At 37.2% G+C, this 17,615-nt stretch carries 15 protein-coding genes; 14 read left to right on the top strand and 1 reads right to left on the bottom strand.

The window, feature by feature from the left end:
* The first annotated feature begins 83 nt into the window (after window positions 1-83).
* On the top strand, window positions 84-770 hold the full coding sequence (locus ACQKNX_RS19450; RefSeq protein WP_340821971.1) for an ABC transporter ATP-binding protein: 687 nt from the start codon (window positions 84-86) through the stop codon (window positions 768-770).
* A gap of 1 nt (window position 771) precedes the next feature.
* Entirely contained in the window at window positions 772-2,091 is a 1,320-nt protein-coding gene (locus tag ACQKNX_RS19445) for an ABC transporter permease (protein WP_427430276.1), read from the top strand.
* A gap of 41 nt (window positions 2,092-2,132) precedes the next feature.
* Here ACQKNX_RS19445 and ACQKNX_RS19440 read toward each other — a convergent pair whose 3' ends face one another.
* On the bottom strand, window positions 2,133-3,293 hold the full coding sequence (locus ACQKNX_RS19440) for a class I SAM-dependent methyltransferase (protein ID WP_427430275.1): 1,161 nt from the start codon (window positions 3,291-3,293) through the stop codon (window positions 2,133-2,135).
* A 195-nt stretch (window positions 3,294-3,488) separates the two neighbouring features.
* On the opposite strand from ACQKNX_RS19440, the gene putP reads away from it, so the two are divergent.
* From putP to ACQKNX_RS19380, 12 genes are all read left to right on the top strand, one after another.
* Window positions 3,489-4,979 carry a sodium/proline symporter PutP gene (gene putP, locus ACQKNX_RS19435; RefSeq protein WP_427430274.1) on the top strand — a complete coding sequence of 497 codons (1,491 nt, stop codon included), beginning with the start codon at window positions 3,489-3,491 and terminating at the stop codon, window positions 4,977-4,979.
* A gap of 292 nt (window positions 4,980-5,271) precedes the next feature.
* On the top strand, window positions 5,272-6,558 hold the full coding sequence (gene hflX / locus ACQKNX_RS19430) for a GTPase HflX (RefSeq protein WP_427430273.1): 1,287 nt from the start codon (window positions 5,272-5,274) through the stop codon (window positions 6,556-6,558).
* Between the two features lie 376 nt (window positions 6,559-6,934).
* Window positions 6,935-8,422 (top strand): peptide MFS transporter, encoded by a 1,488-nt coding sequence (locus ACQKNX_RS19425; RefSeq protein ID WP_427430271.1) that lies wholly within the window; start codon window positions 6,935-6,937, stop codon window positions 8,420-8,422.
* Between the two features lie 403 nt (window positions 8,423-8,825).
* Window positions 8,826-9,953: a M20 peptidase aminoacylase family protein gene (locus ACQKNX_RS19420; protein ID WP_427430269.1), complete on the top strand. Its 1,128-nt coding sequence runs from the start codon at window positions 8,826-8,828 to the stop codon at window positions 9,951-9,953.
* 15 nt (window positions 9,954-9,968) lie between these two features.
* Window positions 9,969-10,793 (top strand): GNAT family N-acetyltransferase, encoded by an 825-nt coding sequence (locus ACQKNX_RS19415; protein WP_427430268.1) that lies wholly within the window; start codon window positions 9,969-9,971, stop codon window positions 10,791-10,793.
* 21 nt (window positions 10,794-10,814) lie between these two features.
* Window positions 10,815-11,930, top strand: coding sequence for an o-succinylbenzoate synthase (gene menC / locus ACQKNX_RS19410; protein ID WP_427430267.1), 1,116 nt, complete (start codon window positions 10,815-10,817; stop codon window positions 11,928-11,930).
* Between the two features lie 67 nt (window positions 11,931-11,997).
* Window positions 11,998-13,053, top strand: a complete 1,056-nt coding sequence (locus tag ACQKNX_RS19405) for a YkvI family membrane protein (RefSeq protein WP_427430265.1) — start codon at window positions 11,998-12,000, stop codon at window positions 13,051-13,053.
* 284 nt (window positions 13,054-13,337) lie between these two features.
* Window positions 13,338-14,288, top strand: coding sequence for an ABC transporter permease (locus ACQKNX_RS19400; protein ID WP_427430263.1), 951 nt, complete (start codon window positions 13,338-13,340; stop codon window positions 14,286-14,288).
* Window positions 14,281-15,234, top strand: coding sequence for an iron chelate uptake ABC transporter family permease subunit (locus ACQKNX_RS19395; protein ID WP_427430261.1), 954 nt, complete (start codon window positions 14,281-14,283; stop codon window positions 15,232-15,234). Before ACQKNX_RS19400 ends, ACQKNX_RS19395 begins: the two co-directional genes overlap by 8 nt.
* Window positions 15,231-15,992 (top strand): ABC transporter ATP-binding protein, encoded by a 762-nt coding sequence (locus tag ACQKNX_RS19390; protein WP_427430260.1) that lies wholly within the window; start codon window positions 15,231-15,233, stop codon window positions 15,990-15,992. The genes ACQKNX_RS19395 and ACQKNX_RS19390 overlap by 4 nt, the downstream gene beginning before the upstream one ends.
* A gap of 58 nt (window positions 15,993-16,050) precedes the next feature.
* A complete protein-coding gene (locus tag ACQKNX_RS19385) occupies window positions 16,051-17,058 on the top strand; it encodes a siderophore ABC transporter substrate-binding protein (RefSeq protein ID WP_427430259.1) in 1,008 nt (335 codons plus the stop codon).
* 1 nt (window position 17,059) lies between these two features.
* Window positions 17,060-17,374, top strand: coding sequence for an antibiotic biosynthesis monooxygenase family protein (locus tag ACQKNX_RS19380; RefSeq protein WP_427430258.1), 315 nt, complete (start codon window positions 17,060-17,062; stop codon window positions 17,372-17,374).
* The last annotated feature ends 241 nt before the right edge of the window (window positions 17,375-17,615 follow it).

Here is a 17,615-nt window from a genome sequence, read left to right as displayed (position 1 = left end):
ATATCTTCATTTTTATCCTTCAATATTTTTAAGAATTATTTTTTATAATTGAGAAAGTACGAGAAAGGGGCATTAAGACAAAAATGATTCAAGTCGAGAACTTACAACATACATTTTTAATTGGGAAAAAGGGCAAGGAAAAGCATGTACCTGTATTAAAGGGTGTCAATTTTGAGGTGAAAAAAGGAGAAATTGTCGCAATTGTCGGCAAAAGTGGCTCGGGAAAATCAACATTGCTTCAAACTTTAGCAGGGTTTATGAAGGCTGAACAAGGCTCTATTAAGGTGAATGGGCAAGAGACAGCGAAGCTTAATGAAACAGAGAGTGCAGCTTTTCGATTGCGACAGTTCGGATTTATTTTTCAAAACTTTCAACTCATGCCGGGTTTAACCGCATTTGAAAATATTGAGTTGCCTTTGAAATTGCAAGGTGCTAGTAAAGCTATACGTAAAGAAAAAGTGAAGAAGATAATGGACAAGGTTGGATTAACTGCAGTAGCTGACCATTATCCAAATGAATTATCAGGCGGTCAACAACAGCGTGTAAGCATTGCAAGAGCATTGATTACCAATCCTCCAATATTGCTCGCGGATGAGCCAACGGGGAGTTTAGATTCTGAAACAGAACAAGATATTTTACTCCTAATTCAAAGCTTAAATCGTGAGCTTGGCTTAACTTTTGTCATTATTACGCACGATGAAGAAGTGGCGACGATTGCTCATCGACGTTTTAGAATGTATGATGGCGAGCTTGTGAAGGAGGTAGAATAACATGATATGGAAAGATCAACTAGACTTTGTTATACAACATATAAAGAAAAATAAATTACGGGTATTTATGACGGTGCTGGCTGCAACAATGGGTTGTGCGTTTTTAATTGTCCTGGCATCCGTAGGGTTTGGATTGCAGGATTCGATTCGTAACGAAATACTTTCAGATGAAAATGTAACAAAAATACAAGTATATGATGGCTCACAATTTACAGAGCAACAGAAAGATGAAATAAAGTCGATAGAAAATGTGAATACAGTGCTTGAAACGATTACGGTTAATGCAAGTGCACACTCATATTTTAAAGATCGTGATACAAACTCAAACTTAATTTTAACGAATATGAAAGATTTTAAGGATGTAACTGGGAAACTTGCGCAAGGACAGTATCCGACAAAGCCGAATGAGATTATTGTTGGATATCATTTTGGTCAAACTTTATTAAACGACGCTGATCGCGATACGATAAAAGAAAAAAGTAAAAAGGCTGAGGCAGAGGGAACGTATTATGATGGTAATGAAGAAGGATATAAACAGTCTGTCATTGGTAAAGAGATTGAGTTATCTTTAATATCTAATTCAAATGGAACATCTGAAACTGAAAAGGTGAAATATACGATTGTCGGTGTGACGAAGAAGCCTTCTTATGATTGGATGATTGACAATACAGTTTATATGGATTCAAAACAGAAAGAGGCAATAGGGAGCAGTTTTGCGGCATTAGATGATGTACCAGAAGATGAGGTATTTAATTCGGAATTTAATATATATGCAGACAGTTTAGAGCACGTAAAGCCTATTTTGGAAAAGCTTAAAGACAAAGGCTACAATGTGTATTCAGTGACTGAGCAATTAGATCAAATGGATGTATTTTTCCTTGTATTGAAGATTGGTTTAATTTTTGTTGGCACAATTGCCGTATTAATCGCTTCTATTGGAATTTTTAATACGATGACAATGGCGGTTACAGAGCGTACACGTGAAATTGGAGTATTAAAGGCAATCGGAGCAAGTCCAAAGCTTATTCAACGATTATTTTTAATGGAAAGCACATTTATCGGCATTTTTGGAACAATCATTGCAGTAGTGATTTCATATGCTATTAGTTTTACAGCAAATGCGATTTTACCGTTAATTTTAAAAGCGGCAACAGGTGAAGATGCGTTTGGTTCGTCTGATATTACATTTTCACTTATTCCATGGCAGCTCGTTATTATTGCGTCTGCTATCAGTATTGGTGTTGCTATGATTTCTGGCTACCGACCAGCTCGTAAAGCAACAAAAATCGATGTTATCCAAGCATTGCGACAAGAGCTATAAAAAGAACCCGAGGCACATAATGCGCCTCGGGTTCTCATAGTTTATAAATAAGATGTTAATTCATTTGCCAAAAATGGCTTAGCATTCAACAGTGTGACAAAAGCGTCGTATTTAGCACGTTGCTGTGCACTTGGCTTTTTACCAGTATAATATGCTCGAATTAAAATGTTTTTCGGTGTATTCTCCATGTCGATAAATTCCAGTAATTGTGCTTCATAGCCAACAAGCGATAAAATCTCTGCGCGAATCGAATCGGTAGCCAATGCAGCAAAGCGTTCGCGGACAAGACCGTGCTGTAGCATGATGTCGAGTGCGGGTGTATCAAGTTGCCGGTTTAGCTCATGTTGGCAACATGGGACGCTTAAAATAACACTTGCTCCCCATTTCACTGCGCGTGATAATGCCATATCTGTTGCTACATCACAGGCGTGGAGCGTCACTACCATGTCTACATTTGATTCATCATTATAGTCATTAATATCCCCAACTAAAAATTCAAGTTGCTCGTAGCCTAAATCCTGTGCAATACGTGAGCATTCCTCGATAACCTCTTTTTTTAAATCTAAGCCAGTGACACGAATATCCAAACCTTTTTCAATTTTTAAGTAATGATATAAGGCAAACGTTAAATAGGATTTCCCTGAACCAAAATCTAAAATTCGCACTTGGCGATTTTTTGGCAAATAGGCTAAGGCATCGTCGATAAATTCAATGAAGCGATTAATTTGCTTGAATTTATCGTATTTTTGTTTTTTTACTTTTCCTTCTTCACTTTGTACACCTAAGCGAATTAAAAAAGGGTAGGGGGTGGACTCATCTAGTAAATAGTTTTTCTTGCGGTTATGTGATAAGTTTACTTCCTTTGGTGTAGCTACTTTATCAGACTTCCATAATACTTTGTTCTTTTTCGATAGTTGCACCTGTATTTTTTCGTCAATAAAATCGATATGTGCTTGACGGAAGTCAGCAAAAAACAGCTCTAGCTTAGGAGGGAAATCAGCTAGTATGACGTTCTCATGTTTTAAAATACGTTCATATTGGTATTCAATTTGTATATGATAAGCATCTTTAAGCATGATGGGCTTTAGTTTAATACGCTTTATTTCATTAGACTTCATACGAGGTTGACTGATTGTAGCTGCAACGAGTTGTTGTTGTGAAAATTGCTCTTGTAGCTGTGCTTTCATTTCTTCAAATGTCATTTATTTCGCCTTCTTCGTTGTGTAATAGATGGCATTAGTGTAACACAATTTTATTAATTCATTGTTGTTTTCAATTTTATACAATCAGTATATCGAATATTCAGATAAACGATTTTATTTTTAATAATTTTACGGTATATTTATAGTGAAAAGTTTTTTGAAGGCAAAGAATAATTGTGGATAGGAGGAAGACTTATGTCGGACAACACTTATCAGCTAATCGCTATTATTATTTATATGATTACAATGCTAGGAATCGGATGGTATGCATTTGTAAAAACTTCAAATTTAACGGATTACATGCTAGGGGGACGCTCGTTAGGACCTGCTGTTACAGCCCTTAGTGCTGGCGCTGCGGATATGTCAGGTTGGCTATTAATGGGGTTGCCAGGTGCGATTTATGTATCAGGACTTGTTGAGGCATGGATTGCAATTGGGTTAACAATCGGTGCTTATTTAAATTGGATGTTTGTCGCACCGAGATTACGAGTTTATACTCAAGTTTCAAATGACTCTATTACAATTCCAAGTTATTTGGATAATCGATTACGTGATAATACGAAATTAATACGAATTGCTTCCGGGCTAATCATACTTATATTTTTTACTTTCTATGTATCTTCTGGAATGGTAGCTGGAGGCAAGTTTTTTGATAGTTCATTTGGCTATGAATACCATACAGGTTTATTAATAGTATCAGGTGTAGTTGTTGCCTATACATTGTTTGGCGGTTTTTTAGCGGTGAGTTATACAGACTTTTTGCAAGGACTAATTATGTTTTTAGCACTTATAACAGTACCGTTATTCGGGTTATTTTTAACTGGTGGACTTAGTGAAACAGTAGAATCCATTAAGGCGGTTAACCCAGAGCATTTAAGTTTATTGCCTGCGACAGCAACTGCTGCCGCCATTATTTCTTCCCTTGCTTGGGGACTAGGATACTTTGGGCAACCACATATTATCGTACGTTTTATGGCGATTAGTTCTGTGAAGGAGACAAAACAGGCTCGTCGTATTGGTATTGGATGGATGATTTTAAGTCTTGCTGGTGCACTTGCAACCGCATTAGTAGGCGTTGCATACTACCAGCAAAATGCTGGCGAATTAAAGGACGCTGAAACAGTGTTTATTGTACTTGGCCAAATTTTGTTCCATCCATTTATTGCAGGTATTATGTTAGCAGCTATTTTAGCGGCAATTATGAGTACAATCTCATCGCAATTAATTGTCACTTCTTCAGCACTAGTCGAGGATATATACAAGGCATTGTTCAATAAAACAGCTACCGATAAACATTATGTTTTTATTGGTCGAATGGCAGTATTAGTAGTAGCAATTATTGCGGCAATTTTAGCTTGGAACCCTGAAAATTCTATTTTAAATTTAGTAGGTTTTGCTTGGGCTGGCTTTGGAGCGGCCTTTGGACCAATTATTTTATTATCATTATATTGGAAGAGATTGACGAATTACGGAGCGTTGAGTGGGATGGTGTTGGGTGCATTAACAGCCTTTGTTTGGGGAAAAATAGAATCGCTTTCAACGACTCTTTACGAAATCGTACCAGGCTTCCTAGTTTGTTTAGTAGTAGCCGTTATTGTTAGTATGATGACATATAAAAGAAATGAAGAGATTGAAGATGAATTCAATCGTAGCATATCATTGTTAAAAGAAGAACGAGGGAAATGATAAACGATACTTTAAAGAGTAAATATTGAAGCCTGTAAATTTTGTGAAAAAGTTTCACATAGATTTATTCATTATAATAGGCTAAGAGTTTATCTAGTTTGAATGCGCCCAATTTTAGGGCGCATTTGTTTTTAATAATTAAAATTCAACGCTAGAGTGATTTTATTAAAAAATAAATAGCGCTTTAGTGGAAATAAACGGACTCGACTAAAAGACACAGAATCGGGCATTATATGGTAAGATGGAGAAAATTTGCTGTAGCGTCACCAAGGCGTTGGTGGGAGGATTGTGAGTGGAAAAATTGAAAGAAGTAGATGTTTTACTAGAAAAGGCTATTCTTGTTGGCGTAAATTTACGCAATGATAAGCATTTTGAGTATTCTATGGAAGAGTTAACAAATTTAGCCGAAGCATTAAATGTGGAAGTCTTAGGCGTTGTCACACAAAATTTAGAGCGTGTCACACCTTCACACTATGTTGGAACAGGGAAAATCGAAGAGATAAAAAGCTTTTATGAAGAAGCGCAAGCCAATCTGGTAATTTTTAATGATGAATTATCGCCATCTCAAATCCGTAATTTAGAGCGTGATTTAGAGACGAAAGTAATCGATCGAACGATGTTAATTTTAGATATTTTTGGGCGCCGTGCAAAAACGCGTGAAGCGCAAATGCAGGTAGAGTTGGCGCAACTTCAATATATGCTTCCTCGTTTAGTCGGCTTGCATGCTTCGTTAAGCCGACAAGGCGGTGGTACTGGAGGCGGTTTTAAAAACCGTGGAGCCGGTGAAACGAAACTTGAGCTAGATCGTCGTAAAATTGAAGATCAGATTTCAAAAATCAAAAAAGATTTAGAGCAAGTGAAAGAGCAGCGAGAGACGCAACGAAAACAACGTCGGAAAAATGCCGTGCCTGTTGTGTCCATTGTTGGTTATACGAATGCCGGCAAATCGACAATTATGAACCAACTACTCGCTAAAATTGGTCAAGAAGATCACAAACAAGTATTTGAAAAGGATATGCTGTTTGCGACACTTGAAACGTCTGTCCGTTATATTGAATTACATGATAAGAAGTCATTTTTATTAACAGATACAGTCGGCTTTGTTAGTAAATTGCCGCATCATCTAGTGAAGGCGTTTCGCTCGACACTAGAAGAAGCACGTGATGCTGATCTATTGCTCCATGTTGTGGATGTCTCAAATGCAGAGCATGGTTTTATGATGGATGTTACAAACGAAACGTTAAAGGCAGTTGGCGTTGAGGGAATCCCTACTATATATGTTTATAACAAAGCGGACTTAGCAAATGTTCCGTATCCTGTCATTAGTGGGGATAATATTTGGATTTCTGCAAAGCAGGATATTGGTTTAGATGAACTATTACAAATTATACGACAGCACATTTTTTCTGATTATGTCACATGTAAAATGCTTATACCATATGAGCAAGGCAATGTAGTTTCTTATTTAAATGAAAATGCAACCATTTATGAAACAGCATATGAAGAAAATGGCACATTACTAAAGCTTGAAGCAAAAGAAGCAGATTACGCAAAATATCAACAATTCGTTGTTAAATAGCGATAAGATAAACAATGCGAGGATTGATTTGAGGTTTCGATTGTCAATTTGAATAGCATTGTTTAAAAAATCAACAGCAATCATGGCTGTTGATTTTTTTTGTTTAAATATCTTAATATTTATTATTTTCTAACTTTAAATTCAAATACTATTTTATAGAGGATAGGGAAGAGTGAGAAAACGTAGATATTTCAATATATTTAATAAAATATTATTCAATCAGTCTGAATATAAAGAAAAATGACAAATTTTCAACATTTTTTAAAACTCTTGCGCAAGTAATAAAAACGCTTTAGTATGATAAAACGTGGTTTTTTATCCTTATTAATGGGGAACAATATTTTTAAGGAATAATGAAAGTGGGAGAGGAAATTGTATGTCTACTAAAGATGAAATTGTAAAATCTGTCCCTCAAAATGGATTTGTCGGACACCCTAGAGGGCTCTTTACATTATTTTTTACAGAATTTTGGGAGCGTTTTTCATACTATGGTATGCGAGCGATTCTAATCTTCTTCATGTATTATGAATTAAATGAAGGTGGATTAGGTCTTGATCGCGGTACAGCGAACTCAATTATGGCTATCTATGGTTCGCTTGTTTATATGTCGGGTATTATTGGTGGCTGGATAGCCGATCGACTTTTAGGGACACGTAAAACGATTTTTTATGGTGGCGTGTTAATTATGATCGGTCACTTACTGCTGGCATTCCCTGGCGGTATAACAATGTTATTTGCTTCAATGGCGTTTATTGTTATCGGTACTGGTTTATTAAAACCGAATGTTTCAAGTATTGTAGGGGACATTTATGCTGAAACAGATAGCCGTCGCGATGCAGGATTTTCGATTTTCTATATGGGTATTAATATGGGTGCATTCATTGCGCCGTTTATTGTCGGAACAATTGGACAAAAGTATAGTTTCCATTTAGGATTCAGTTTAGCAGCAGTTGGTATGCTAATCGGATTAATTGTTTTTAAAGTAACGGAGAAAAAATATTTAGGCTTAGCGGGCTTACAAGTAAATAACCCGTTAAAACCAGAGGAACGTAAAAAAGTCTTTACACAATTTGGTATTATAGCATTAATCATTATTGTTTTAGGTGGCATTGGTATTAAAACTGGTGTACTAACAATGGATGTCTTTAGCTTAATTATTACTGCTCTTGGTGTGTTAATCCCAGCAGCGTTCTTTATTTATATGTATCGCAGTAAGAAAACAACAACAGATGAAAAATCTCGACTTCTTGCATATATTCCGTTGTTTTTAGCAGCAGTTATGTTCTGGGCTATTCAAGAACAAGGTGCAACAATCTTAGCAACATATGCAGATGAGCGTACGCAATTAAATATTGGTGGTTTTCGTCTTGAATCGTCTTGGTTCCAATCGTTAAACCCATTATTCGTTATTACTATGTCTCCATTATTTGCGATGTTATGGTTAAAATGGGGCGATAAGCAACCATCGACACCGCGTAAGTTTTCTTATTCACTATTCTTTGCCGGACTATCATTTTTAGTAATGATGATTCCTGCACATCTTTCAGGTGGACAAGCTTTAGTAAGTCCATTGTGGTTAGTATTATCATTCTTCTTAGTTGTAGTTGGGGAATTATTATTGTCTCCAGTAGGTCTGTCTGCAACAACGAAATTAGCTCCACAAGCTTTTGCTGCACAAACAATGTCACTATGGTTCTTAACTAGTGCTGCGGCTCAAGCGATTAACGCTCAGCTAGTAAAGGTATATGAAGTTGTAAGCGAATTCACGTATTTCGGATTTTTAGGATCATTGTCAATTCTTATTGGCATACTCTTATTAGTACTTTCACCTATTATTTCTAAAGCAATGCGTGGTATTAATTAAAAATATAGAAACAGTGCAAAGGAGTTCTTCAATTTTTGCTATGAAGAAAAACTTAAATATTCTTTCTTTTGCTGTAGTTAAAATTTAGAAAAGAGCATTAGTTGATGGTAGACGAGGCGGTGACACCTGCGGGAACAGCACGCAGAGTAAGACGCAACAGACCGCGCGTTAGCGAGGGTTGCGGCTTACAGTGTGCCCGCGGAAAGCAACCGCCGTAGCGGACATCAACGGCATAGCAAAAAGTGTTAGATTGACTGCAGTCAATCTAACACTTTTTTTGTCCCTGCATCTTTTTTGTCTCTTGTGTAGTCTATTAGCTAGAAGATAATTTAATTTTCTGTCGAATAGGACTGTTTTTAGTTATAATAATCTTACTAGTAACATTTTTAAGGGGTTGGTTGTCATGAAAGAAGCATTGGATCGTTTGAGGCCAAGATTAATGGAGATTTTCACGTATTTACATGCGAATCCAGAAATAAGCTGGCAAGAGGTAGAAACAACAAATTATATTTTTGATCTGTTGACACGTGAAGGATTTTCACCACAACGCTTTAAAAATAGCACAGGGCTGTATGTTGATATTGGTGATGGAAACCCAAAAGTAGGTTTACGTACGGATATAGATGCATTATGGCAAGAAGTAGATGGTGAGTTTAAAGCAAATCATTCTTGTGGTCATGACGGGCATATGACAATGGCAATCGGTGCTCTTTTACTTTTGAAAGAGCAGTCTCAATCTTACAAAGGCACAATTCGTGTTATTTTCCAACCTGCTGAAGAAAAAGGAACAGGTGCATTAGCCGTTCTAAAAGAGGGCATTATTGATGATTTGGATTTTTTATTTGGCGTCCATTTAAGACCAGTACACGAGCTTGAGGACGGCACATATTGTGCAGCTTTGTATCATGGAGCATCTCGTTTACTCGAAGGTGAAATTATCGGTGAGGATGCACATGCGGCAAGACCACATCTTGGTGTAAATGCAATAGAAGTAGGTGCAACAATTATAGAAGATTTGCGCACCATACATACAGATCCTATGGTACCTGTATCCGTTAAGATGACAAAATTTCAAGCTGGAGGTGAGTCAGGTAATATTATTCCAGGAAGAGCAGCCTTCACGATTGATATAAGAGCACAACGTAATGATGTAATGGATACACTCGCTCAAGGTGTTAAACGTGTAATCGATTCTTCAAAAATTTTGCATAAAGTGCAAATTGAGTTGCGTACAGTCGCTAATATTGTGGCAGCAGAGGTAGACACAACTGCTCAATATGTTATGGAGCAAGCTATTGTCAAGGCAGCGGGGTTATCTAATCTACGAAAGCCTGTGCATACACCAGGAGGAGAAGATTTTCACCATTATGCAGTTCAACGTCCGCATTTAAAAACGACGATGCTTGGACTAGGCTGTGGATTAACACCAGGACTACACCATCCGAAAATGAAATTTAAGCAGGCAAGACTTGTAACCGGAGTTGAAATTCTTACAAACGCTGTATTAGGAGCATTAGAACTCGAAACATAAAGGAGGCATCAGAAAATGTTAGAAAACGTTTCTATTAAAAAAATGATGACACCTGAGGAAATTGCTGAGGTGCAATTCTTAAATGTTGAAATCTGGGGGAGTCAGGCAATTCCCTCACATCAAATGCTAGCGGCTGTTCAAAATGGCGGATTATTGCTTGGTGCGTATTTAGAAGGTCGACTAATTGGTTTTAATTACTGCTTTGTAGGTTACCGCGAAGGAAATATGTATCTACACTCACACATGATTGGCGTCGAAAAAACATATCGTGAACAAGGTGTAGGAGAGTTATTGAAGCATGCCCAGCAAGAATATGCGCGAGAGAATGGGTTTCAGCTTGTCCGTTGGCTCATTGATCCATTAGAAGCGCGTTTGGCAAATTTATCGTTTTTAAAGCTAGATGCATTTAGTAATCAGTATGAAATAGATTATTACGGTCCGTTGCAAGATGATTTTAATGATGGACTGCCCTCGGACCGCATTGCAGTAGAATGGTGGGTTGAGCGCAAGCATGCAGAAGATAGTTTGGATGAGCTAGAAGAAGCGGCAGAACAAGTAGTGTCGTGGTCATTGACGGTTGATGGATTACCTGTGCTCGATAAAGATAGTGAATTTCAAAGTAACCAAAGATTTTATAAGGACGCTTATTTACTCCCAATTCCACAGTATTTACAAAAGATGAAAGTGGAAAGTCCGAAATTGGCAGAGGACTGGCGTTATAAAATTCGTACAATATTAACGACCTTTTTTGATCAAGAATATGCAATCGTTCGGGTGAAAAAGCAAAAAGAATATATTCATTTTTACCTATTAGTCAGACGCTCTTTATTGGCTTTATAATAGAGCTAAGGAGTGAATTTTGTGAGAATAGAAGAAATTACAATAAGACATTTAAAAATGCCTATGAAGGCTCCATTCGCAACAAGTTTTGGTACTGTTAGTGAAAAAGAGCTATTGCTTTTAGAGGCGAAGGATGCGACAGGAACGATTGGATGGGGAGAGACAGTTGCTTTTGTAGCACCATGGTACACGGAGGAGACATTAAAGACGACATGGCATATGTTAGAGGACTTTTTAATGCCTGCCTTGCTACATAAAGAGCTGGCACATCCAGATGAGGTTAGTGCCTTGTTTGCTCCCATTCGGCGTAATTATATGGCCAAAGCATCTATTGAAGGGGCTGTATGGGACATTTATGCACAGCAAACGAAACAGTCCCTTGCCCATGCGTTAGGTGGAAGCAAAGATAATATTGATGTAGGAATTAGTTTAGGAATTCAAGCTAGCACGGAAAAGCTTTTAGATGTGATAAAGGTCTATGTAGAAAAGGGTTATAAACGAGTAAAGGTGAAAATAAAACCAGGGTACGATGTCGAAGTAATTCGAGCTATCCGTGCTACATTTCCTGATTTGCCATTAATGGCAGATGCAAACTCAGCGTATACATTAAAAGATATAAAAGTGCTACAACAGTTGGATGCATTTAACCTTCTAATGATTGAGCAACCACTTGCTGCTGACGATATTGTAGATCATGCTAAGCTTCAAAAGCAGTTGAAAACACCAATATGTTTAGATGAAAGTATTACATCACTTGAAGATGCCCGTAAAGCGATTGAGCTCGGTAGCTGTGGTGTCATTAATATAAAAATTGGGCGTGTAGGTGGTTTAACAGAGGCTAAGAAAATTCATGACTACTGTCAAGAGCATGATATTCCTGTTTGGTGTGGTGGCATGTTGGAAGCGGGAATCGGACGAGCGCATAATATCGCATTAACAGCACTCTCCAATTTTACATTACCTGGTGATACAGCAGGGTCAAGCCATTATTGGTATGAGGATATTATTATGCCTGAGGTCGTAGTAGAAGATGGTGTTATTCGTGTGCCTCAGAGCGTTGGCATAGGTTATAAGCCAAATATGGTTGTCATTAATAAATTAACAATTAGCAAGAAAGTCTATACAAAGTACCTTTAACAGATGGAGGTAGCCTTTTCCTCCTTCTGTTTGTCAGTACGGGATAAATAGTCGAGGAGAGAAATGATTGAAAAAGAGCTTGCAAATCGGCGGTGCTTATGTAGGAATTATCGTCGGTGCAGGATTTGCATCAGGGCAAGAAATCATTCAGTATTTCACGAGTTATGGCAATAAGGGGATATTAGGCGCTCTTTTAGCGACACTCTGGTTTGCCTTTGTGGGAATGTGTACAGCACAAATTAGTTCAAGGCTGCGGACCACGTCTCATAAAGATTTAATTTATCAAATTTCAGGTAAAACTATCGGCTTTATAATGGACTTTGTTCTATCGCTTTTTTTGTTTGGTGTGTCAGTCATTATGTTTGCAGGAGCAGGAGCTACGTTTGAGCAAATGTTTGGACTACCAGTATGGCTAGGAAGCGTTTGTATGATTGTCCTCACCATGATGACGGTTATGATGAATGTAAAAAGTATTATTAATATTATTGCCATTGCGACGCCTTATTTGTTAGCTGTTGTAACGATTATTGCGGTCTATTCAATAGCTACAATGGATCTATCATTTGCAGAGCAAACAGTTATAGCTGAACAACAATTACAAGCATCCTCAAAAAGCTGGTGGGTAACGGCTTTGTTATATATGTCATTTAATATTGGCGTTTGCTTCTCTCTCCTCACGGTGATGTGTGGTGCTATTCGTAATGAACGAATTGCAGGCATGGGTGGAATTATCGGGGGACTATTACTAGGTGCGCTCATTTTACTTATTCATTTTTCACTTCTTGCTAAAATGAACGTTATTGTTGGAATGGATATACCAATGCTCGCATTAGCAAATGAAATTCATCCAATAGTAGGTTTATTAATGTCATTTTCGTTATTGGGAATGATTTACAATACAGCGGTAGGGATGTTTTATTCGTTTACGGTGCGGTTTTTTAAACCAACAAAGCCAAGCTTTAAGACTGCTGTCATTTTTATGGGCGTTCTAGGCTTTTTTGCTAGCCTAGTGGGCTTTACGACACTCGTATCGAAGTTATATTCAGTAATGGGCTATTTAGGCTTTATTTTAGTAGTGTCCATAATTTTTGCATGGCTACGAGGAATAAGAAGAGTAGCTTAATGAGGTAATTGAGAAGGGCAAGCTATGCCATTCTCAATTACCTTTTTATTTTTATAGAAATGCCGAGGAAATAATGCACGATTGTTGAATGAAAAACATCTTATTTTGTCGGTATTTTTGTTGAAAAATCATAGTTTTTAAGTATTTCCAAATAAAGCGAGAACAATTCTCAATAGTAGGTTGACTGATAATAGAAAGATGCTTATAATGAGAATCGTGAGTAATGATAATCATTTTCAGCTGATTATTAATTACACTCAATAATGAATCTACCGGGGATTACAATGAAAATAAGATATCTTTTAACAGCAACTGTTGTGTTGTCTTTTGTGTCACTATTCATTGGTGTAGTAAATATTAAGCCAAGTGACTTATTGGACTTCGGATCAGAAGAAACTAGACTATTTTTAATTAGTCGTGTACCAAGACTTGTAGCAATATTGCTAGCAGGTGCAGGTATGAGTATTGCTGGTTTAATTATGCAAAGCTTAAGTAGGAATAAGTTCGTGTCACCAACTACAGCAGGAACTTTAGATGCTACGAAATTAGGTGTATTAATTTCAATGATGTTTTTCACAAACGTCACGTACTTTCAAAAAATTTCCTTCGCTTTCATATTTGCTTTAGCCGGCACTTTATTGTTTATGCAAATATTAAATCGAATAAAGTTCAAAGATGCGATTTTTATACCGCTTATTGGCTTAATGTTCGGAAATATCCTGTCTTCAATTACGACATTCTTTGCGTATAAGGCTGATATTATCCAAAACATTGCTGCATGGTTACAAGGAGATTTCTCATTGATAATGAAAGGTCGTTATGAGCTTTTATACATAAGTGTACCTGTTCTAATTTTAGCTTACATTTATGCAAACCGTTTCACAGTGGCTGGAATGGGTGAGGATTTTGCAAAAAATCTTGGTCTTTCCTACAAATTCGTTGTGAATTTAGGTTTAGTGTTAGTAGCACTAGTGACAACTACGGTGGTACTAACTGTGGGTGTGATTCCGTTTCTTGGTTTAATTATTCCAAATATTATATCGCTATTCAGAGGGGATAACCTTGCAAAGACATTACCACACACAGCTTTACTCGGTATGTCGTTCCTATTATTCTGTGATATTTTAGGGCGCGTGTTAATTTTCCCTTATGAAATTCCGATTAGTATGACGGTCGGCGTCATCGGAAGTGCAATCTTTCTAATTATGTTATTTAGGGGGAGAGCATATGCGTAACCGTACCAAAATGTTGATATTAATCGGACTAGCAGTAGCCGCTATGTTACTGTACGTCTTTTATGAATTAAATGGGAACTATAGTTATGCATTCCCACGTCGCCTCATTAAAGTGGTGGCGATGGCATTAACGGGAATTGCCATTGCTTATTCAACGGTGGTTTTCCAAACAATTACACATAATCGTATTTTAACACCAAGTGTCATGGGGCTTGATGCTTTGTACATGATGGTGCAAACAATTATCTATTACTTCTTTGGCTCGATGTCAATATTTGTTATTAATGCACATTACAATTTTTTACTAGCTGTTTCAGCAATGGTTGTTTTCGCGTTAATATTTTATCGAGTATTGTTCAAAGAAGGTAAACGTCCGATTTACTTTCTACTGCTTGTCGGTATGATTGTCGGAACATTTTTAGGAAGCGTCACTACGTTCTTCCAAGTATTAATTGATCCTAATGAATTCCTAAGCTTACAAAGTAAAATGTTTGCAAGCTTTAATAATGTGAATTCAGATTTAGTATGGTTAGCAGGACTTGTTATTGTTGGTACATTTATTTACGGCTGGCGTCATATGAGTCAACTTGATGTAATGTCACTGGGTCGCGATACAGCAATAAACCTTGGGGTACCTTATGATAAGCTTGTACAACGCATGCTCATATTATCTTCGATTTTAATCGCCGTATCTACAGCTCTTGTTGGGCCAATTACATTCTTTGGCTTAATCGTAGCGAATTTATCGTATCAGTTTTTCAAGACGTACAAGCATTCTGTATTAATTGCAGGCTCTTGTGTAATGAGTATTGTTGCTTTAGTCGGTGGTCAGTGGGTGGTCGAGCGTATTTTCAACTTCGATACAACACTAAGCGTTATTATAAACTTTGTAGGTGGTGTGTACTTCATCTACCTATTATTGAAAGAAAGTAGGTCAGCAGGATGATCCAAGTAAAAGAAATTTCTAAGTTTTTTGGAAAAAAACCGGTCATTCAAGATGTTAGTGTAGACGTTGCGCCAGGTAAAATTACGTCCTTTATTGGACCAAATGGTGCAGGTAAATCAACCCTGCTTTCAATGGTAAGCCGTTTACTTAATGCAGACACTGGGGAAGTACTACTCGATAAGTCAGATGTGCGTCGCTGGAAATCTGATGACTTTGCAAAGCGCGTATCGATTTTAAAGCAGTCAAACTACATGAATGTACGACTAACAATACGTGAACTCGTTTCATTTGGTCGTTTTCCTTATTCAAAAGGGAATCTGAAACCAGAGGACGAGCAAAAGGTAGATGAGGCAATACAATATATGAATTTAGCTGATATTCAGCATAATTATCTAGATGAATTATCAGGTGGTCAGCGACAACGGGCATTTATTGCAATGGTCATTGCGCAAGATACAGACTACATTTTACTTGATGAGCCACTTAATAATTTAGACATGAAGCATTCCGTGCAAATCATGAAAATATTGCGCAAGTTGGTCGATGAGCTAGGAAAAACGGTTGTCATTGTTTTACATGATATTAACTTTGCTTCCGTATATTCTGATCGTATCGTCGCTTTAAAAAATGGACGCGTTATAAAAGATGGTCCAACCAATGACATTATTAACTCAGATGCGTTAAAGGAAATCTATGATATGGATATCCCTGTACAAGAGCAAAATGGTTGTCGCATTTGTGTGTATTTTAACTCTTAGTAACAATAGATAGTCATTACTATCTAAAAATATAAAAACAATTAAAGGAGATTTCACAATGAAAAATTGGAAATTACTTACTGTATTAATGGCAATGATGCTTTTAGTATTAGCTGCTTGTGGTTCTAAAGAAGAATCAAAAGAAGATGATAAAGGTTCTACGGATAATAAGCCTGCTGAAGAGCAAAATGAAGCTGCTTCTGCTTACCCAATTACAATCCCAGGAAGTACATCTGGTGAAAATACTTTTGAAGAAGTGACATTAAAAGAACAACCAAAAAATGTTGTCGTATTTGACTATGGTTTCCTTGATACTTTAGATGCTTTAGGCGTTGAAGTTGCAGGTGTTTCTCAAAAATCAGTACCTAGTTATTTAAGCAAATATGCTGACACAACTTACGTAAATGTTGGGTCTTTAAAAGAGCCTGATTTTGAAGCAATCTCTTCTATGAGCCCAGACATCATTTTCATCTCAGGTCGTCAAGCATCTGCATACGCAGAATTATCTAAAATTGCGCCAACTGTATTCGTTGGTGTAGATAACAATAATTTCATGGAATCGTTTAAAATGAACACTGAATTAGCTGGTAAAATTTTCGGTAAAGAAAAAGAAGCTGCTGATGCATTCGCTGCATACGAAGCAAAAGTAGAAGAGCTTAAAGCAAAAACTGCTACATCTGAAGATAAAGCTTTAATCGTTTTAGGTAATGAAGGTTCATTATCTGCATATGGTCCTGGTTCACGTTTCGGTGTTATTCATGACGTATTTGGCGTAAAAGCTGCAGATGACAAAATTGAAGCTTCTACACATGGTGCTAACGCTTCATTCGAATATGTACGTGACACAAACCCAGATATTTTATTCGTAGTTGACCGTGACGCTGCTGTTAACCCAGAAGGTGAGTCTGGTACTAAAGCTGCTATTGAAAACGAAATCGTTGGTGCTACTAACGCTGCTAAAAACGGCAAAATTTATTACCTTGATCCAGAATATTGGTACCTATCAGGTGGCGGTTTACAATCAGAAACTGCAAAAGCTGATGATATCTTAAAGGCGTTTAATTAATATGTTTGTACAAATTAAACGTATGGTCGTAACAGAGGGTAACGGGGAAAAGGTTGTTGAACGATTTGGAGCTAAAAAAGACGGTCCATCATTACTTGAACAGCAACCAGGTTATATCGATAAGCAAGTACTTGTAAAAAAAGTACGCCGTGGTGATGAAGAAGTGCTAATTATGGTTCGTTGGGAATCAGAAGAAGCATGGAAAAATTGGGAGAAGAGCCCTGAGCATATTGCTGGTCATAAAGCAAATGCTGGTAAGCCTAAACCTGACTATATCATCGAAAGCGGACAAGACGTTTACTATGTAAAAGGTTAATAAAATTAGAGGTGTCTCACAAGTTAATTGTGGCGCCTCTTTTTTGTTATCTCACTTCTTATATAATGCACTATGTGTGTGAACAGTTAGGAATTAACTTGAGAAATAATCAATTTATTAGAAGTCTAAGTATTTTTGTTGGATGGTTTAGGGTGTGAAAAGGACGGAAGGCAAGGGGGGTTAGTTAAATTGCGCCACACCTCGCCACACATAGAAGGGTGATTTTTGAGGTAAACAATAA

It is taken from the genome of Lysinibacillus sp. NPDC093712, from assembly GCF_050280025.1.
GTDB lineage: Bacteria > Bacillota > Bacilli > Bacillales_A > Planococcaceae > Lysinibacillus.
The sequence above is the reverse complement of the archived record's forward strand: the minus strand, read 5'-3'. Positions and strand labels throughout refer to the sequence as shown.